Origin of the sequence: Mesorhizobium sp. STM 4661 (assembly GCF_000359125.1) — a bacterium.
GTDB lineage: Bacteria > Pseudomonadota > Alphaproteobacteria > Rhizobiales > Rhizobiaceae > Mesorhizobium.
The window spans coordinates 1-19,549 of record NZ_CAAF010000009.1; the positions used below are offsets into that span (position 1 = coordinate 1).

The 19,549-nt window shown below is 63.8% G+C and carries 15 protein-coding genes and 1 pseudogene; 2 read left to right on the forward strand and 14 right to left on the reverse strand.

Annotation, left to right across the window (positions count from 1 at the left end; genetic code table 11):
- Positions 1-84: 84 nt before the first annotated feature.
- Entirely contained in the window at positions 85-984 is a 900-nt protein-coding gene (locus MESS4_RS03280; RefSeq protein WP_006326523.1) for a hypothetical protein, read from the reverse strand.
- Between the two features lie 163 nt (positions 985-1,147).
- Here MESS4_RS03280 and MESS4_RS03285 point away from each other — a divergent pair, with 163 nt between their 5' ends.
- A complete protein-coding gene (locus MESS4_RS03285) occupies positions 1,148-2,143 on the forward strand; it encodes a hypothetical protein (RefSeq protein ID WP_006326527.1) in 996 nt (331 codons plus the stop codon).
- A gap of 21 nt (positions 2,144-2,164) precedes the next feature.
- Positions 2,165-4,135 carry a tripartite tricarboxylate transporter permease gene (locus MESS4_RS03290; protein WP_006326528.1) on the forward strand — a complete coding sequence of 657 codons (1,971 nt, stop codon included), beginning with the start codon at positions 2,165-2,167 and terminating at the stop codon, positions 4,133-4,135.
- Here the strand turns inward: MESS4_RS03290 and MESS4_RS03295 are convergent, their stop codons facing one another.
- From MESS4_RS03295 to MESS4_RS03355, 13 genes and pseudogenes are all read right to left on the reverse strand, one after another.
- Complete coding sequence (locus MESS4_RS03295) at positions 4,136-5,611, reverse strand: class I adenylate-forming enzyme family protein (protein ID WP_006326529.1); 1,476 nt, start codon at positions 5,609-5,611, stop codon at positions 4,136-4,138. It lies immediately after the preceding gene.
- Complete coding sequence (locus MESS4_RS03300) at positions 5,611-6,666, reverse strand: alpha/beta fold hydrolase (protein ID WP_006326530.1); 1,056 nt, start codon at positions 6,664-6,666, stop codon at positions 5,611-5,613. Before MESS4_RS03300 ends, MESS4_RS03295 begins: the two co-directional genes overlap by 1 nt.
- A 289-nt stretch (positions 6,667-6,955) precedes the next feature.
- Positions 6,956-8,596: an ABC transporter substrate-binding protein gene (locus MESS4_RS03305; protein ID WP_006326531.1), complete on the reverse strand. Its 1,641-nt coding sequence runs from the start codon at positions 8,594-8,596 to the stop codon at positions 6,956-6,958.
- 176 nt (positions 8,597-8,772) lie between these two features.
- Positions 8,773-9,750 carry an alpha/beta hydrolase gene (locus MESS4_RS03310; protein ID WP_051070838.1) on the reverse strand — a complete coding sequence of 326 codons (978 nt, stop codon included), beginning with the start codon at positions 9,748-9,750 and terminating at the stop codon, positions 8,773-8,775.
- A 17-nt stretch (positions 9,751-9,767) separates the two neighbouring features.
- Positions 9,768-10,448, reverse strand: a complete 681-nt coding sequence (locus MESS4_RS03315; protein WP_006326533.1) for an isochorismatase family protein — start codon at positions 10,446-10,448, stop codon at positions 9,768-9,770.
- A gap of 286 nt (positions 10,449-10,734) precedes the next feature.
- Positions 10,735-12,039, reverse strand: coding sequence for a Xaa-Pro peptidase family protein (locus tag MESS4_RS03320; RefSeq protein ID WP_006326535.1), 1,305 nt, complete (start codon positions 12,037-12,039; stop codon positions 10,735-10,737).
- Positions 12,040-12,448: 409 nt separating this feature from the next.
- A complete protein-coding gene (locus MESS4_RS03325; protein WP_006326537.1) occupies positions 12,449-13,426 on the reverse strand; it encodes a GlxA family transcriptional regulator in 978 nt (325 codons plus the stop codon).
- 305 nt (positions 13,427-13,731) lie between these two features.
- Positions 13,732-14,913: a cystathionine gamma-synthase gene (locus MESS4_RS03330; protein WP_006326539.1), complete on the reverse strand. Its 1,182-nt coding sequence runs from the start codon at positions 14,911-14,913 to the stop codon at positions 13,732-13,734.
- Complete coding sequence (locus tag MESS4_RS03335; RefSeq protein ID WP_006326541.1) at positions 14,910-16,334, reverse strand: pyridoxal-phosphate dependent enzyme; 1,425 nt, start codon at positions 16,332-16,334, stop codon at positions 14,910-14,912. The genes MESS4_RS03330 and MESS4_RS03335 overlap by 4 nt, the downstream gene beginning before the upstream one ends.
- 374 nt (positions 16,335-16,708) lie before the next feature.
- Positions 16,709-18,049, reverse strand: a complete 1,341-nt coding sequence (locus MESS4_RS03340; RefSeq protein WP_006326543.1) for an FAD/NAD(P)-binding protein — start codon at positions 18,047-18,049, stop codon at positions 16,709-16,711.
- A 40-nt stretch (positions 18,050-18,089) separates the two neighbouring features.
- Positions 18,090-18,539, reverse strand: coding sequence for an Rrf2 family transcriptional regulator (locus tag MESS4_RS03345; protein ID WP_006326545.1), 450 nt, complete (start codon positions 18,537-18,539; stop codon positions 18,090-18,092).
- A gap of 349 nt (positions 18,540-18,888) precedes the next feature.
- Positions 18,889-19,077, reverse strand: a complete 189-nt coding sequence (locus MESS4_RS33880; RefSeq protein ID WP_006326547.1) for a hypothetical protein — start codon at positions 19,075-19,077, stop codon at positions 18,889-18,891.
- 112 nt (positions 19,078-19,189) lie between these two features.
- A pseudogene (locus tag MESS4_RS03355) lies at positions 19,190-19,474 on the reverse strand (zinc-binding dehydrogenase); the annotation flags it as partial.
- Positions 19,475-19,549 lie beyond the last annotated feature (75 nt).

The window sequence follows — 19,549 nt, forward strand, 5'->3', positions numbered from 1 at the left end:
CGCGGTGGGCGAGGAACTCAGGTCTTGAGAGGCTGGAGGGACGGCACCCCTCTGCACAGGCTTTTGGGCGACAGGCAAGACGTATCAAAAGTCCCTGACGAGCCGGCCGTCGCCGCCGCCGAGATAGGTTTCCCACAGATGGTCGGACATCAGCCGGCGATAGCGTTTGGTGTCGATCGACTTCCTGTGCGAGGCGCCGCGCACGTGGAAAAAGATGTCGCCGAGCATGCGGTAATCGGCCTCGACGCCGTCGAGTTGCAGGCCGACCGCCTTCCTGTCGACGGTCGCGACGTCGCCCGGGTCGAGCTGGCGATAGAGCAACGGCCAGTTTCCCCCGCCCGTATCCATTCCGCGTTCAAAACGGGGGGTGAAATCCATGTCGAGGCCTTGCACGGCCGAGAAGCGGTAGAAACATAGTCCCGCCCACAGGAACCATCCTTCGAGGCCCCGCTTGGCCGGCCATTTCGAGCCATAGACGACCTTTGCCTCCATCAGCTTCGGAATGTCGACAGCGGCGACAGGAAAGCAATCATGGTCGAGAAAGCCGAACAGCTCTGGCCGCAGGTGCCGCACGATGTTGTGGAAGGCCCAGTTCATGGCGATGCCATGCGACCGGTTGGGGTTGGTCTCCCGGTTCCGCGGCAGACCGAAATAGGCGACGCCCCGCGCCCGGCAGATGTCCTCGATGATCTTGCGCGCCGGTTGGCTGGACGAATTGTCGATGACTACCAGCGTCATTCCCGAGGCATAAAGCTGCCAGGCGCGGGTTAGCGCATCGATGACCCAGGGCGTGTTGAAGGCGATGGTGAAGCAGAACCGTCGCGAGCCGGTGCGTTGCAAGCTCTCGGCAAAGCTCAGGCCGTCGACCACCCCATGCGAGCGGAAATTGCCTTCGACCAGCCTATTGCGGATGGATTTGGCTTTTCTGACGGGCCAATTCTGGTGGAGCAGGTCGTTGAACGTTTTGAGCGGCTTCGAGGTCATTTAGCGCAAGCCACGGACTGGACTGCCCAATCCATATGCCGAAGCCGGTGCCGCGACAAGCATCCGGTTCGCCTGCTTGCTTGCATGGCAGGCGCAACTTGGCGATAACCGCTATCTTGGCGATTAGCGCCAAAACAGCATTCGTGAAGCAGAGGGGGTGGGCATGCTTTCAACTGGTTTGCTGCGCGGCGTCTTCGTCGCCGCTGGCATTGCGTTCGCGATGGGCCTGCAGGCACAGGCGGCCGAGTTCACGACCGTCACCATCAAGGTCGGCTATGGCGCCGGCGGAAATTACGACCTGACCTCACGCCTGGTGGCGCGGCACCTTGGCCGATTCCTGCCGGGCAATCCGTCCGTCCTCGTTCAGAACGTGCCGGGCGGCGGCAGCCTGAAACTCACCAAGATGATGCTGGGCAGCGAACCCGCGGATGGCAGCGTCATCGCCTCGGTCAGCGAAGCCATGCCGTTCGCTCCGGTGCTCGATCCGGCAAACGCCGATTTCGACCCGCTTTCGATGCAGTGGATCGGTTCCTTGTCGAAGGAACCATCCATATGCATCACGACAAAAAGCTCCGGCATCGACACGATGGAGAAATTCCTGCAGAGCGATTTTCTGCTTGGGGCATCGGGCAAGAGCAGCCTGACCTATATTTTTGCTGCCCTGGTCAAGAATGGCCTGAATGCCAAGTTCAAGATCGTCACCGGATTTGACGGTTCCGCCGAGATCATGGTCGCCAGTCAGCGTGGCGAAGTCGCCGGGGTCTGCGCACTTGTCTACTACAATGTCGCCGACAAGCCCGGAGAGTTCAACGTCATCGGGCGCTTCGGAGCTGGTACGATTCCGGCCGCGCCGACGCTGCCGCAGTTCTCCGACCAGATCAAGGATCCGGTGATCCGTCAGGCCGCTGTGCTGATCGAATCGTCGCGTGACTTTCACTTGCCCTTGATTGTGCCGCCGGGGACACCACGCGAGACGCTCGACATCTTGCGCAAGGCCTATGTCGACATGAGCAAGGATCCGGAATTTCTCGCTGATGCCGCCAAGCTGGGCAGTCTGAGCCTCGACATCACCACCGGCGAGGAGATAACCAAGCTCGTGGCCGACCAGCTCAAGGCCGATCCGGCAGTGCTCGAAGCCGCCAGAAACCTTGTGAAATAGACGTCTGACAGGAAGTCCCGGGTGGATGTGATCCTCACGGCTGTCGTCGAAATGGCGCAGCCTTTTCGACTGCTGATGCTGATGGCCGGGGTCTTCGCCGGCCTCATAGTCGGCGCGGTTCCCGGTATCGGCGGCCTGTTCGGAATGGCCCTGCTCATTCCGATGACCTACAATATGGACGCCTATGCGGCCTTCGCGCTGCTGCTCGGCATGGGTTCGGTCAACACGACGTCCGACACCATACCGGCGATCCTGTTCGGCGTTCCGGGTTCGGTCGGCGCCGCCGCGACAGTGCTCGATGGCCATGCCATGGCCAAGAAGGGCGAAGCGGCGCGCGCCTTTGGCGCCTCCTACTCGGCGTCGCTGATCGGCGGCGTCTTCGGCGCGCTGGTGCTTGCCGCGGCGATCCCGATCATGCGGCCGATTGTTCTTTATCTGAAGACGCCCGACTTCTTCGCCATCTGCGCTTTTGGCCTGTCCGTTGTCGCGCTGCTTGCCGGCAGCCAGCCGCTGAAGGGTCTCGCCGCCGCGATGCTCGGCATGCTGGCATGCTTTGTCGGCCTCGACGACATTGCCGGCGCCGACCGCTGGACCTTCGGCCAGATCTATCTGTGGGACGGGCTGCCCATTGTCGTGGTGTTTCTCGGGCTGTTCGGCCTGCCCGAACTCGCCTCGCTGCTGATGCGTGGCTCGATCCAGGGCGATTCGGAAATCCCGACCTATTCAGGCATGCGCCAAGGCATGATGGACACGCTGCGGGAGTGGCCGCTGGTCTTGCGCTGCAGCGCCATCGGCTCCCTGCTTGGCGCCGTGCCCGGCGTCGGCATCGCCGTGCTGGACTGGATCGCCTATGGCCACGCGGCGCGCCGGCCGGGACCAGGACCGAAATTCGGCGAGGGCAATGTGCGCGGCGTCATCGCGCCGGAGAGCGCCAACAACGCCAAGGAGGGCGGCTCGCTCATTCCCACCATCGCCTTCGGCGTGCCCGGATCGGCCTCGATGAGTATCCTGCTCGGCGCCTTTGTCGTCCATGGCCTGATTCCCGGCCCGGACATGCTGGGCAAGAATGCCGCGGTCACCGTGTCGATGGTGTTCTCCATCGCCGTCGCCAACATCATCGGCGCCATCACCTGTCTCATCCTGACCAGGCCACTGGCGCGGATCGCCCGCGTTTCGGCCGCCGTGCTGGTGCCGCTGGTCATCACCTTCATCGTCGTCGGCGCCTATCAGACCAATATGAGCGCGCTCGACTTCGTTCTCCTGGTCCTGATCGGCGCCGTCGGCATGGCGATGAAGGAGCTCAACTGGCCGCGTTCGGCCTTTGCGCTCGGTTTCGTGCTCGGCCCGAGCCTGGAGAGCTATTTCTTTCTCGCCTACCAGATTTCGGGGTGGGCCTGGCTGACGCAGCCGCTGGTTCTGGTCCTGCTCGGCCTTTCCGTCGCCGGCGTGGTCAGGCAGTCGGTGTCCTGGATCAAGGCAAGGAACAGCATGGGCGCCTTGCCGCCGCCACTGCCCGACCTGGTCGCCAGCAGCGCGTTGACGGTGCTTGCCGTGGCGGCCTTTGTCACGGCGGCCGTATGGTTTCCGTTCGAGGCCGGTATCTTTCCGATGATCACATCCGGCCTGCTGGCGCTGTTGTCGCTGATGATATCGATCCAGACGGCGCTGAGACTGCGGCGGCAAAGGCAAGGCGGGCAGGCGCCAGTCGCAAATGCGGTGCCCAATGGCGAATGGGCGCCGTCCGGCGAAGCGGCGATGAAGGGCAATCTCGCCATTATCGGCCTTTGCCTGGTGCTTGCGGTGCTGGTCCTGCTGATCGGCCATCTGGCGGCGACCTTTGTCTTCGTGGCCGGAGCGATCCTCGCGCTCGGCTCGACATCGCGGCGCTCGCCCCCCTTGATCGCCGCGGTCACGACCTTGATCGTGTTTGCCGTCTTCGACCTCCTGGCTTCGCAGCCCTGGCCGACGCCATGGCTGATGCAGATCTTCTGACTACTTCACCAGAGGCGGCGCCGACAGCGTCTCGACGAGCCGGCGGCGCAGCAGCTTGCCATTGTCGCTGTAGGGCAGCGACGCCACCAGCCTGACCTCGCGCGGCCGCCGGTCGGGGCTGATGTTGGCGCGCAGGAAGGCCTGGAACTCGTCGACCGTTCCGTGCTCGGAGACGATGAAGACCGCAATCTCCTGGCCCATCGTCTCGTCGGGAAAACCGGCGACCGCGACGTCCTGAACCTTGGGGTGGGTGCGGATCAGCTTCTCCAGCTCCTGCGGCGCGACATTGACCCCGCCGCGCACGATCATGTCGGATTCGCGGTCGACGATCGTCAGGAAGCCGGTATCGTCGAGAAAGCCGATGTCGCCGGGCATGCCCCAGTCGGGACCCATGATCTTCGGATCGACGAAAGGCCGATTGCCGGGCAAGAGCACCGCCGAGGCCATGGTCGACGTCCAGGCCTTGATCAGCCCGGTTTGACCGTTGGCAAGGACATGTCCCTCGTTGTCGACGATCTCGATGCGCACGCCGCCGAAAGGGCGGCCGGCGCTTTCGGGCCTCGCCAGCACATCCGGGCCGGACAGCATCGAGATGTTGCCGGTAAGGCTCGACGCATAGGAGATGCGATAGCCGGAGGACAGATAGCGGTAGGCGGCAAGCTTGTCCTCGGGGCGCGCCGGCCCGCCAATGCTGTAGAGTACCTTGAGATCGGGCAGCGGACAGGCCGAGGGCTGGCCCACTTCGCGCACCAACCGTGCAATCACCGGCGGCGGCAGCGAGGTTCCGCTGGCGCGGAACGTCAGCAATCCCTCGATAAGTTCGGACGGCGTGAACAGCGGTGGAAAGAAGCTGACCGTGCCGCCATAGAGCAGATAGCCGAATATCTGATGGCGTGTCGCCGAATAGGACAGGACCATCGGCGTCAGAAGGCGTTTTTCCGTACCGTCGAGCGTGCTCTTGCGGCCCGTCACGCGCCCGCCCAAGGCTTCATGAGACTGTATAAAGGCCTTTGGATCGCCGGCGGTGCCGGACGAGAACATCAGGAAAGCCGGATGCGCGCCGCTGGCGCCGGACTGGACGGCATGGGCGGCTGGCGAGGCGACCTTCCAGTCGGCGTGAAAGATGGCGCTCGGATAGGGGTCGTCGCCGGGCGGGCTGCGGCTTTCGAAGATCATCGCCAGCGCGAAATCCCTGATATTTCTGGCCCGCTGGCTCCTCGGCGTGCGGAAATCGATGACCACCGGCGTGGCGTCGATCTTCCAGCAGGCGAGAATGGCCAGAACCACATCGATATTGTCGACCATGGCAAGGCCGACACGGTCGCCGGGCTGAAGCCCGGACATCCTGAAATTGGCAGCGAGATGCCCGACCTGAACCAGGGCTTGCGCATAGGTGATCCGCGAGCGGCCGCTGACCATCGCCACGCGGTCGCCATTGGCCGCGAAAGCGTCCAGTATCTGCCGGCCAAAACTCATCAATGACGCTGGAATTTGGGCTGCGCCGCGTCTCTGGCGGCGAGGAAGGCGATGATCTCGTCGTCGATCGCATCCATGTTGGCCTGGCGGAAATTGTCATGCGTGCCGGGCATGACGACCGTTTTTATCCTGGCCTTTTCAAACACCCAGCCCCTGTACTGGTCCACCGTCCGGGCGCCCCATTCCGAACTGGCGAGAACCAGGACGTCGCAGGGATAAGGAGCGGGAGAGAACCCCGCGGCGGCGCGGACGAGCATGCTCTTGAAGGCCTTGTGCCTGGTGTGACGGCCAAGCCGCGTCTGCCCGAGCCCGATCGTCTTCAGCCCATCGCGCAGCGTGCGCCAATAGACGACCTTGCGGGTGATCTGGCGCCGCCTTTGAGAGGTCATACGTTCGTCTTCCATCGGCTTCAGCCAGGCCGAGCCGAGCGGCGGCGGATCGATCAGCAGCAGCGCCGGCCGCTCGCCGGTCGCCTCATAGGTCATGCGGCCGACCTCGATGGCCAGCAGACCGCCAAGGCAAATGCCGCCGACGACGCCGGGATGGCGGCCCATGGCCGAGGTCAGGCCTTCAAAATAGTTGGAACTGATCTCGGCGACGCTGGAACAGGGTGTCTCGCCGGGCTCGAGCCCCATGCCGCGCACGGCCAGAACCGCGTATCTTTCCTTGAGACGCCTGCCAAAACGGTTGGCGAAGAGCGCCGAGCCTGAAATGCCGTGGATCATCGCGAGCGGCTCGCCGCCGGTGCTGCCGGATACGGGCACGACAAGCCGGCGCGCCGGATGGGGCGGCGTCAAGGATGCGATCACCCTGCCAAACTCGCGCGGCGTCTGCGCCTCCAGCAGAACCGAGGTCTGGAGACTGACGTCGAATCGCTTCTGCACGGCAAGAACAAAATTCTCCGCCATCAACGAGTCGCAGCCGAGATCGAAAAAATTGTCGTCGAGGCCGACGGACGCTACCTGCAATTCCCCGGCGAACATGGCGGCAATCGCATGCGCCGGCCCGTCGCTCGACAAGGCATGGATAGGCCGGATAACTGGCTGTACATTCATCGGAAAGCCCCGAACCGATGGATATCCCGCATTTTAAGCGAAGTCGCGTTTCGCCAAACGCATACTGGACTTTTACCGACGGATAGCGCGACGGACAAGCATTGATTCCGAGATTGAACAACCCGCTGTTAATCCCCCTGAAGCGAGAGCAGCGGCAGGAGCTTCAAAGTTGAACTTGCCCCCTCGTATTCGCGGGGGAGATCGGATGTCGCTTCGGCTTTCGCCCGTCGCCAACGTTGGAAAGCAAAAAGGGGCGGCGCCAACATCGACAATTGGCTGTCTGCAAGGCTCACGCCTCAATCCAGGCCTTCTCGAAATGCTGCTCGAGCGACTGGTGCTGCTCGCAGCCGTGCACGCCCTTGCGATAGGTGCGGAAGACCGAGCGCCAGTAGGGCTGGATGATGATGCCGGAATCGCGCAGGTTCTGCTCGATCTTGGCCATGATCTCCTTGCGGGCGGCGGCGTCGGGAGTGGCCAGCGCCTTGTCGAGCAAAGTGTCGAATTCCGGATTGGCATAGGCGCTTTCGTTCCAGGCGGCGCCCGATTTATAGGCGAGCGCCAGCACCTGGACGCCGAGCGGCCGGCCGAGCCATTCGGTGCAGGAGAAGGGATATTTGCTCCAGTCGTTCCAGAAGGTCGCCGCCGGCAGCACGGTGCGCTTGACCTTCAGCCCGGCCTCGCGCATCTGCGCGGCAATCGCATCGCCGCTCGTCTTCTGCCAGTCGACATCGACCGAGATGAGGTCGAATTCATGATCGGCCTTGCCGGCCTCGGCGAGCAGCGCCTTGGCCTCGTCGACCTTGCGCACGGCCGGCCCGATATCGGCATATTCGGCGTGCATCGGCCCGACATGGTGGTTTTCGGCGGGCTTGCCCCGATTGTCTATGCCAAGCTTCAGCACCGCTGAATTGTCGACCGCAAGCTGGGCGGCGCGCCGCACCTTGACGTCGTCATAGGGCGGATTGCCGACATTGAAGCGCGCGACCAGGGTCGAGCCGGTGGCGAGCTCCGAATTCCCGAGCTCCATCTGTTCGGTCTGCGACACCGTATCGGCGGCGGTTTCGTGGTTGGTGTCGATCTCGCCGGATTCGAAGGCCGACAGCATGGCATTGGGATCGGAGCCGTAGTCGACCCATTTGATGCCGTCGAGATAGAAGTCGCCCTTCCACCAGGGCTTGTCCTTGCGGCGGACCTCGGCGCCGGTCTCGGCGTCCCATGACACCAGTTCACAAGGCCCGGTGGTGATCGCCAGCGCCTTCAGCGGATCGCCGTCGCCATCGTAGGAGCGATGCATGATCAGTCCGGGATAGTCGGCCACGCCGGCGATCAGCGATATGTCGGGCTTCGGCAAATTGAGCTTGATGGTGAAGTCGTCGACGCGCTCGATGCCGCCATCGACGGCCTTCTTGGTGTCGGCGTTGATCAGCGCGCCGAGCCGCGCGGCGACCGAATTGCCGGCGACGGAAGCATCGCACCAGCGCGTGAGGTTGTGGACGACATCGTCGGCATTGAAGGTGTCGCCGTTCGACCAGGTGATGCCCTTGCGGACATGCAGCGTGAGCGTGCGGGCGTCGTCGCTCGTCTCCCAGCTCTCGAGCAGCCATGGCTCGAAGGTGAAGTCGCGGTTCCAGCGGACCAGATATTCGTTGCACTGGCGGGCGATGTTGGACATTTCGACGCCGTCGAAAGTGCGCGGATCCTTGAAGCCCTTGACGTTCATGGCGACGCGGAGCACGCCGCCGCGCTTCGGCTCCTCGGCCCTGGCCGTGGACGGTGCCAGGCCGCCCAGCGCCAGCGCACCGGCGGCGCTGACGCCAAGGGCGGCCATGGTGGCGAGATATTCGCGCCGGTTCATCTGGCCCTTCTTGAACCCGTCGGCGACGGGTTCAGCCCGCGGATGCAGTGATCTGCCGGTCAGCATGAACTTCATTGTCGTCGTTCCCCTGTTGTTGGGCGCCCCGGCCGATCGCCAGACGCGGGGGACGGGTGCGATCGCCGGAGCGCCATTGCCTCGGGGGATGATAGGGCGGGGTGCTGTAAGGGAGTGTTCGGGTTTCCGCAGTTCTTGTGCGCTGTTCCGCAAACAGAAGACCCCCCCTTCGCGACTCAGTACGGCCAGTCGCCTTTGCCCAACGCGGCGATGGCTGCGACGATGCGGGCGAAGGCTTCGCCGGCGCGCGGCACGGTCCTGCGGGCGCGCAGGAAACTGTGCACCAGGCGCGGCTCCTCGCGCCACCAGGCGCGGCCGCCGGCGGCAAGGATGCGGTCGCGATAGGCCTCGCCGTCGGACGACAGCGGGTCGCACTCGGCCGTGAGGATGAAGGTCGGCGGCAGGCCGGAGAAATTGCTGCCTCGGAGCGGCGAAAAGGTCGGGTCGGCGGGCGACTGTGCCTTTGCGGAGCGGACGTTGCGGTAGAATTCGATGTCGCCCAGCGTCAGCAGTGGCGCTTCGGCGTGCTCGATGTAGGAGCCGGTGTTTTCGTCGCCGCCGAGGCCGGGATAGATCAGCACCTGGCCGATCGCGTGGCGCGGGTGGTTGCGTAAGGCTTGCGCGACCGCGGCGGCAAGATTGCCGCCGGAGCTCTCGCCGCAGAGCACGATCGGCAGATCGTTCGTCGCAGCGGCATACTCGAACACGGCCAGCGCATCGTTGAAGGCCGCCGGATGCAAATGCTCGGGCGCCAGCCGGTAATCGGCTGAGAGGACGTCGAAGCCGGTGCCGGCGCAGATCTCGGCGCAGATGTCGTCATGGCTGTCGAGCCCGCCGAGGATGAAGCCGCCGCCGTGACAATAGACGACTGTTGCCTGCGGCGTCCCGCCCGCCATCCGGTAGCGCCGGACCGGGATCGCGTGGTCGCCGGCGGCAACCGCTCCGTCGCTGGCCTCGACCCCGGCCGGGTAGGCCGCGCGAAACGCCCGGCACATCTTGTCGTAGACCATCCGCTGCCTGTCGATCGGCAAATCGGTGATTTCGGACGGATACCAGCCATTGACCCTGTCTATGTAGTCCCACAGCTCGGCATCGAGCCGGGTGGCGTATTTTCCCCGGCTGGTCTTTTCGGATCGATCGACGTCGATGGCCATCGCGGTGGTCACCCCGGTCATAGCTCGCCGTAGAGCCGGGCCGCATTCTCGTAAGTGAAGCGTAGCGGCACCGAGCCTTCGACCTGCCAGGCGGTCACGCTTTCGCCGGAAAGCAGCCGGCAGGCGCCGTCGGTGTCGGTGACCGCGCCGCCATAGAGCCGGTTGGCAAGGTTGAGGATGGCGGTCTGGTGCATGGCCGCGCTGCCGCTGCCGCAGGCGTCCTTGACCAGAAGCACGCGAAAGCCTGATGCCACCGCGTCCTTGACCGACGCGTCGATGCAGGCCTCGGTCCAGACCCCGGCGACGACCAGCCATTCGATGCCGCGCGCCTTGAGCTCGCCTGCCGCGGGGCCGCTGCGAAAGGCGCTGGCCTCGGCCTTGATCCGCAAGGCTTCGCCATCCGCCGGCGCAACCTCGTGGCAGATCGCGGAGAGCGGATCGTCCTTGTCGGAGAAGGCCGACTTGCCGTCGGCCTCAACCGGGTGGAACGGCCGGTCCTGGGCGCCGAGATCGACGATATAGGCCCAGTGATAGAGCGGCACGCCGCTCGCCCGCGCCGCCGCCTGCAGGCGCTGGACATTGGCGAGGATTTTTTCATAGCCGTGGACGAGATAGCGCTGGTCCTGCCGGTGCTCCTCCTGCAGGTCGATGAAGATGGCGGCCACCGCGCCGCGTTTGATGGAAATGGGCGTTTTCATGCGGATGCGCCTGGGTTGCGGGCAGCCAACGCCGCTCCTTTCAGCGGGCTGGCGCAAGCCCTGGAGATTGGCCGAAAAGCTCCCCCGACTTCGTCATCCTGGGGCGCAGCAGGAGCGAAGCGACGTCGCGGAGACCCTGGGATCCATGCCATGGCCTCGACCGAAGCGCGCAGCGGAGCAGAACACTGCACCGTTGCGTCGCCTTGATGTAACGGCATGGGTCCTGGGGTCTGCGCCGCGTCGCTGCGCTCCTTGCTGCGCCCCAGGATGACGAAGCGATGGGGTGTCAAACCTGTTTCTCCAGGAACTCATCCTCATAGGGGAAGCGCGACAGAAGCTCGGTGCCGGTGTCGGTGATCAGGATCTCGTCCTCCAGCTTGACGCCTTCGCGGCCGCCCTTCTCGCCGATATAGCTCTCGACGCTGACCACCATGCCGGGAACGACGATACCATCGCGGCCATAGGTCTCGTAGTCCATGGCGTGCGCGATGAACGGCGTCTCGCCATGCATGCCGACGCCATGCATGACCGAGGTGTAGCGCTGGTCGATGAAGCGGTCGGGGATCTTCCAGGCCTTTTCGGCGATCTCGCGAAACGCCATGCCCGGCCTGACAACCCCGATGTTGTGCTGAACCTGGTCATGCGCCATGCGGTAGAGCGACTTCTGATAATCGGTCGGCTTGCCCGGCCCGCAACGGAAGGTGCGCGAGAAGTCGGAATAATAACCGTAGCAGCCGATCGTATCGGTATCGAGGGCCAAAAGTTCACCGGGCCTGATCTTGCGGCCGCTCGCCTCGTTGAACCAGGGATTGGTGCGCTGGCCCGAGGTCAAAAGCCGGGTTTCGATGAACTCGCCGCCCTGGCGGATCACTTCGTGATACATGATGGCGAACAGATCGTTTTCGGATACTCCGGGCTTGATCGCCTCGCGCACCGCGTAGACGGCGGCTTCGGCGCCGGCCATCGACACTTGCAGGCATTTCACTTCCTCCGGCGTCTTCACCGCGCGCACCGCCAGGATCTCGCCCTGACAATCCCTGACCTCGCAGCCGCGCTTTTCCAGCGCCACCGCCTGCAAATGGCCGCAGCGGTCGAGCCCGAGCTTCATCGAGCCGCCGCCATGCTGCTTCAGGAGTTCGGTGATCTCGTCGGCGAAGGGCCCGACGGTCTCGTCGTCGCGGCCCGATACCGACGACCAGACCAGCTTGGAGGGCCGCGCCTCGTCGATCGTGTCGAGCACCATGGAGACGTGGTAGCTCTGCGGATATTCGAACAGCACGATCGGCCCAACGGTCGGGATGAAGAAATAGCGGGTCGAGTTGCGCAGGAAATAGCCGAACATGTTTCGCGAGCCGGTGGCGTAGCGCTGATTGTAGGGGTCGAACAGGACGACGCCGCCATAGCCGGCCTCACGCATCCAGGCGCGCAGTTTGGCCAGCCGGCCCTTGCGCAGTGCATCGGCATCGATGAAGGACGGCTCGGTGTCGGAAAGCCACATGCCGCCGGCCGGATCGGCTGCGGCGGGGTGGCGCATGCGGTCCTTGAAGTCCACATCCTCGGTGCTGTCGGGGTCGAAAACGACGATGCTCATGGCGGTGCCTCCTGAAGGCTCTGAACATAGTCGCGCACCACGAGGAGCTTGTGCGGAACACCGCAGATGTCGTGCGGAATACCGCAGCTACTTTACCTTCCAGCAAGGTCGGTGATTAGCCGTAAGCCCCGCGCGTTCGTCATCCTAGGGCGGAGCGACGCGAAGCAGAGCGCAGACCCTAGGATCCATGCCGTGATACCTGCCGAAGAACGCAACGGGTCAAAGTGGCCGATCGAGGAACGAATGCGGGATAGGTGATGTTCGATTCTGGTCCGCCTTCGTATGCCACAGATGTCACGGCATGGATCCCAGGGTCTGCGCTGCGTCGCTTCGCTCCTTGCTTCGCCCTGGGATGACGAAGGGAGGGATGTTTCGGCCAATCTCCAAGGTTTGCGACTATTCAGGCATCCTAATGCCGCCGCATCACCTTCGGCGCATGCCCATGCTCCTCGCGAAACGCCCGGGCAAAGCTGGACATCGAAGCAAAGCCGCAGGCGAGCGCCACGTCGCGCACCATCAGCGTCGAATGCGCCAACAGATCGGCGGCGCGCTTCAGCCTGAGGCGGCGGTAGTAGCCGTTGGGCGAGATGCTGAGCTCGGCGCGAAAATTCCGTTCGAGCTTGTCGGAGGACACACCGAGCCTGGCGGCAAGGTCGGTCATGCCGAGCCGCTCCTCCACCGCATCCTCCATGATGGCGATGGCCGACAGCACCAGCTCGTTCTGGACGCCGGTGCGCAGGCGCAGCGGCATCAGCTTGCGGTCGACACTCGATCGAAGGGGGCTGTGCACGAACCATTCAGCGATGCCGGCGGCAAGCTCGGCGCCATAGTCCGATGCAACGATCTCCAGCATCATGTCGAGGCTGCCGACGCCGCCGGCCGAGGTGAAGCGCTTGCGGTCGATGACATAGAGATCGCGCCTGAGCTCGATGTCGGGGAACGCTTCGGTGAAGGCGGCCTGGCTGGTCCAGTGCAAGGTGCAGGCATGGCCGTCGAGCAGGCCGGCCCGCGCCAGGAAGAACGCGGCATCCGCCACCGCGCCGATATGGGCGCCGCCGCGCAGGCTCCTGCGGATCCAGCTCACCGCGTCCTCGGCGACGAGATGATCGGCATCGCCGCCCGAGCAGACGACGATGCGGTCGACCTTGGGCGCATCGCCGGCGAAGAAGCCGGGCTGGATAACGACGCCATTCGAGGCCTCGACCGGGCCTGCAGCGGCGCCGACGATGATCCAGCGGTAGCATTCTCGTTTCGCCAGCACGTTGGCGGCGCGCAGGGGCTCGATGACGGAGCTGAACGCCATCATCGGAAAACCGGGGAAGACGAGCACGGCGAAGGTGAGCGGGGCGTCGGTGGGTTTTGATGGATCGCGCGGGAGGGTGTTCATAGCTTCCGGAGCCAGGCCATCTGATGCATCGGGAGACTACAATTCCGCCAGATGGCGCCAAGGTCAACGGAATAGAACAAGTGCCCCTCGTTGGTGATCCTTCACGCCCCCCTCTGTCCTGCCGGACATCTCCCCCACGAGGGGGGAGATCGGCCGTTACCGCCGCTTTCGCCAATCTCCCAACATTGCAGGAATGTGTGCGGAGCGCCGAAGCTGCCAATCTCCCCCCTCGTGGGGGAGATGCCCGGCAGGGCAGAGGGGGGCGCTGTCCCGCCGACGTCTCGCAAGGTTTCTTGTTACCTCGCTCACCCCCCCAGCGCCTGATCCAAATCCGCAATCAGATCGTCGCCGTCCTCAATCCCGGCCGACAAGCGCACCAGCGAATCTGAAATCCCAATCTCAGCGCGCTTCCCGGCCGGGATCGAGCCGTGGGTCATCAGCGCGGGGTGCTCGATCAGGCTTTCGACGCCGCCGAGGCTTTCGGCCAAGGTGAAGAGCTGCGTGCGTTCGAGGAAGCGTTTTGTGCCCGCAAGGTCGCGGTCGAGGTCGACTGAGATCATGCCGCCGAAGGCATGCATCTGCCGTTTGGCGATGTCATGTTGCGGGTGGCTGGCGAGGCCGGGATAGATGACGCGGCGCACATCCTGGCGGCTCTCCAGCCATTGCGCGATCTTCAGGCCGTTCGCGGAATGGCGTTCCATCCTGAGCGCCAGCGTCTTGATGCCGCGCAGCGCCAAAAAGCTATCGAACGGCCCGGAAATCGCGCCGACGGCGTTCTGCAGGAATTTCAGGCGGTCGGCCAAATCCTTGTTGTCGCCGACCACCGCGACGCCGCCGACCATGTCCGAATGGCCATTGAGGTATTTCGTCGTCGAGTGGACGACGATGTCGATGCCGAGCTCCAGCGGCCGCTGCAGATAGGGGCTGCAAAAGGTGTTGTCGGCGACCGAGATCAGATGCTTGCGTTTTGCCAGCGAAGCGACGCCTTCGAGGTCGACGATGCGCAGCAGCGGGTTGGTCGGCGTCTCGACCCAGAGCAGTTTCGTCTCCGGACGGATCGCCGCCTCGACCGCGGCAAGGTCGGTGAAATCGACGAAGCTGACCTGCAGGTTGGCCGAGCGTTTGCGCACCCGCTCCATGAGGCGGAAGGAGCCGCCATAGATGTCGTCGGTGGCGACGATATGGGCGCCGGAATCGAACAGTTCGAGCACCGTGGCGATCGCCGCCAGTCCCGAGGCGAAAGCGAAGGCGGCTGTGCCGCTTTCGAGATCGGCCACGGCGCGCTCGAAGGCGAAGCGGGTCGGGTTCTGGCTGCGGGCATATTCGAAACCCTTGTGCACGCCGGGCGACTGCTGGGCATAGGTCGAGGTGGCGTAGATCGGCACCATCACCGCGCCGGTCAGCGGGTCGTGGCTCTGGCCGCCATGGATGGTGCGCGTCGAAAAGGCCAGGCGGTTCTTGCCCGATACGGTTGCTTTCACGGTCATCGGGCGCGCCTCAGATGGTTGATCAGGTCGATGCGGGTTATCAGGCCGACAAACTCATCGCCGTCGAAGATGATGGCGACTTCGTTGCGGTCGAAGACCGGCAGCAGCGCGTCCAGCGTCTGGCTGGCCTGCAACGTGTGCAGATTGGAGGTCATCGCGGTGCGCACCGGGGCCTTGAAGCGATCCCAGCGGCTGTCATAGGGGCCGTCGACCTGGGCGAGGATATCGCTTTCGTCGACGATGCCGACCAGCTTGCCCTCGTCCAGCACCGGCAGTTGCGAAACATCGGAGCGGCGCATGCGGCCATAGGCGTTGAGCAGGCTTTCCGCCGGTCCGACATAGACGGTGTCGCCGGTGCGGTGCGAGCGCATCACCAGATCGCGCAGATCGCCGTGCTGTTCCTGCTCGGCCAGACCCTGCTCGGCCAGCCAGAAATCGTCGAAGACCTTCGACAGATATTTGTTGCCGCTGTCGCAGACGAAGGTGACGACGCGTTTTGCAACGGTCTGCTCGCGGCAATAGCGCAACGCGGCCGACAGCAGCGTGCCGGAGGACGAGCCGGCGAGGATGCCTTCCTTGGACAAGAGGTCGCGCACCGCCAGCATGCTCTGCTTGTCGGTGATGGAATAGGCCTTTTTCACCAGCGACAGATCGGCATTGGGGGGCACGAAATCCTCGCCGATGCCTTCGACGGTCCAGCTTCCGGCCTCTTCCATCTTGCCGGTCTTGATCAGCGGCGCCAGCACCGAGCCGACCGGATCGGCCAGCACCATCTCGGTCTTCGGCGAGACTTTTGCGAAATAGCGGCCAAGCCCGGTCAGCGTGCCGCCGGAACCGACGCCGACAACCACCGCGTCGACATCGCCTTCGAGCTGTTGAAAAATCTCAGGACCAGTCGTGGTCTCGTGGGCCAGCGGATTGGCCGGGTTGGCGAACTGGTTGGCGTAGAAAGCGCCGGGCAATTCGGCGGCGATCTTTTCGGCCATGTCCTGATAATATTCGGCATGGCCCTTGCCGACATCGGAGCGGGTCATGCGCACTTCGGCGCCGAGCGCGCGCAGATGCTGGATCTTTTCGCGCGACATCTTGTCGGGCACGACGAGGATGATGCGATAGCCCTTGGGGATGCCGACCTGGGCGAGGCCGAGGCCGGTATTCCCCGCCGTGGCCTCGACAATGGTGCCGCCGCGCTTGAGCTGGCCCTGTTTCTCTGCGGCGGCGATCATCGACAGCGCGATGCGATCCTTGATCGAGCCGCCGGGATTCTGGCTTTCGAGCTTGATGAACAGCCGGCACTTGCCGGTGTCGAACCTGGTCAGCTCGACGACCGGTGTCTGGCCGATCAGGTCGAGGACCGAGGCATAGGGCGGCCGCAGGCGCTGCAGGTCCCTGTCGGGTGCGGCGGTCTTGTGCTCGCTCATATCAAATGCTCCATGGTAACAGGCGAGCGACCGCCTCCGGGCAAGGTGGTCAGCCTATCGTCTTTTCCAGCCGTTTGCAGTCTGAAAGAAGATAGATCGTGCCAATCGACCGGCGAGATGAGGAATGAAATTCCGATTGTTGGCCAAGGCCGCACTGTGGCGCTAATCACGATAGGGCCGCGGGACAGCGCCCCCCTCTGGCCTGCCGGCCATCTCCCCCACACGGGGGGAGATCGGCAGCTTCGCTAACCGCGCCATTCTTTCGCAACGTTGGAGATTTGGCGAAAGCCGTCGCGACATCCAATCTCCCCCCTCGTGGGGGAGATGTCCGGCAGGACAGAGGGGGGCGCCCTAGAGTGCCGGTTTTAACAAGTCTACCCCAGCAGCCGTTTGCTCAACCTTGCGCACTGCACCCGAATATCGGGTATGGCGTCGATCTCGAAGAAGGTGCCGCGCGTCAGTGGTCCGACGGCGAGGATCTTGGCCGACACAGTGCCGTCGCTGGCGATGAGCTCGCAGTTGGCGGTCACGTCGAGGCCAAGGCGCAGCGGGTCCGGCTTTGCCAGGCCGCGATCGACCAGCGAGCGCACCACGCTGTTCGAGGTGGTCGAGATGTCACGAGCGATGCCGGAGCAATCATAGATACGGGCGACTTCGAGCGTTTCGAGACGCTTTGTGTGGCGCGACTGGATCTCGACGGCGAATGCCTCGCCCGCCGCGATGGCGACGACACGCCCGGCGACAGGCCGGATGCGGCCGGCCTGCACGGCCTCGGTGACGCGGGCGTAGACTTCGGGGGCCATGCGATGGCGATGGATGTCCCACCAGGCCTTGGTGTGCTCGACAAAGCGGCGCTTGGCGGAAGTCGGCCAGTTCTGCCAGATCTTCTGGTTGAAGGGCCTCAGACCATCGACGACGTCGCGCCAGTCGATGCCGGCTTTCTGGTTTTCCCGGATCAGGTCGCGGAACCAGCCGACGAAATAGGAAAGCTGGGTGCCGAGCGGAATGTCGGCGACGTCTAGCTTGATCGGATTGCCCTTGCGGTGCGGCGACGGCAACAGGCCGCGCCTGGATACCGCTGTTATCTCGCCACGATGTCCGCGCTGTTCGAGCGACAGGAAAGCATCGACCATGCTCAGGCCAGTGCCCAGCACCAGGACCGGGGCTTCGGCATCCAGCGGCGTGTCGGCCTCCGACCCCATCCTGATCGCGTGGCCCTGGCCGGCTCCCGGCTCCTCGTCATGCCCGGTCGCCAGCACGGCAAGATGGGCGACGACACTGGTGCCGTTGGCCAGCGCCACCTCGACTCCGGATGGGGTGGGGGAGATCGACAGGCTCTCCTCGCGGATCAGCCGAAGGCGGCCCGTCTCGCGTTCACGGGCCTCGAGCTCGTCCAGCAACTCCTTGAGGTAGCGGGCATAGACGCTGCGCGGCGCATAGACCGGCGCCTGTTCTGATGTGGCCAGGCCGCGCTCGAGCAGCCAGCGCCAGAAATTGCCGGGGTCATCGGCATAGGCGCTCATGCCGGCGGCGCTGACATTCAGCACATGCGCCGACAGCAGCGTGGAATAGGCCATGCCCTGACCGAAATGCGGACGCTTTTCGATCAGCGTGACGCGCAGATCGGGATTGGGCGATTTCAGGAGATGCGCGGCAAGGACGACGCCGCTGGCGCCGCCGCCGACAATGATGATTGAGTTGGCGCGCCCAGTCATGCGCGCATTCCTGGCGAATGCCGGCTGAGGAATTTTTGCTTCAGGCCTGGACCTTCAACGCCAGCGGAAGCTCGTCGATGGCGATGTCGCGCATCTCGGCGAGGCTGCGCTGGTCCAGCACCTCGGCGATCGCCTGGCGGACCTCCAGCATCAGATGACGGACTTGGCATGTCGCCTCGTTGCAATCTTCACAGCGCTGATACTGGGTGCGGCTGGCACAGGGGATCGGAGCAAGCGGACCGTCGAGCACGCGCACGACGTGGCCGACCTTGATCTCATCGGCCGGCCGCGCCAGGCGATAACCGCCGTCCTTGCCCTTGCGGCTCTGGACGAAGCCGGCATTGCGCAATTCGCCGAGGATGGCGTCGAGAAATTTCTTCGGGATGTTATTGCCGCTGGCGATATCGCCGACGAAGGCAAGCTGTCCGGCCGGCAGTCGCGCGAGGTGAACGAGCGCCTTGAGGCCGTACTTACCCTTTTTCGTGAGCATGGACCGAACGTTTCTTTATCATGCGGCGGCGCAAGGCCACCGGTTTCGAAACGCCTGGCACTCCGGTCCATCCCCGCCGCGTCCAAGCTGCCATGACACATAATTTCTAGTGACATGATGTACAAGCCGAAAATGTTGATTTTGCTTGGGTTTAGGCTGATTTGACTAGCCTTGCGTCCGTGAGGACGCGAGAATGGGTTGCTCATCGTCCTCTCCAACTCCCTAATGTCGATAAGACTACTATACTTACTCCAGAGCACATGGAATGGACTTTCAATTCCTCGACTGTTCCCGGCATGGATTTGCTCGGCAAGTGGTGAAGACGGAAAATTCCTGTTTCGTCGCCCGCTCACAGGCGCGAACGATTCGCCCACACCAGCCCCGCCAAGCCGATTAGCGCTGTGACGACACCGATATAGAGCCATTGCGACTGGCCGGTCATGAAGCTGCCCTGGACAAGGCCGATGCCTTGCAGCGACCACAGCACACCGACGGCGAGCACGACCAGCGCCAGCAGGTTCTTGATCAATCTCGTCATTGTGAATCTCCTTGCCAAGTCGATCGTAGCTCAGGTTCATCGCGAGCCGCGTGCAGTTTCGAATTGGTCTGCCCGGGCGGCAAGTGCAAATGCCCCCTCTTTGGCCCAGACGTCACTTCACTGCGATGACGACCTTCCCCCTTGCACGACCCGTTTCGAGATAAGCCAATGCCTCGTTGGTCCTGTCGAACGGGAAGACCCGGTCCATTACCGGGCGTATGTCGCCTGCCTCGATCAGGGACGTTATCTTTCCAAGCTGGTCGCCATTCGCTGTCATGAAGAGAAACGAATAGCTGATCTTTTGGCGTTTTGATTTTCTCCTGATCCCGAAGCTCAGCAGGCGCATGACCTGTTGCAGCAGCCAGCTGGAGCCGTTCTGCCTCGCGAAATCAAAATCCTAGTCGATCGTGACTTGCGCGACGACGGCGATGAAAGAACGAAAGGAAGCGATCCGAGCGCACTCGTCTACACT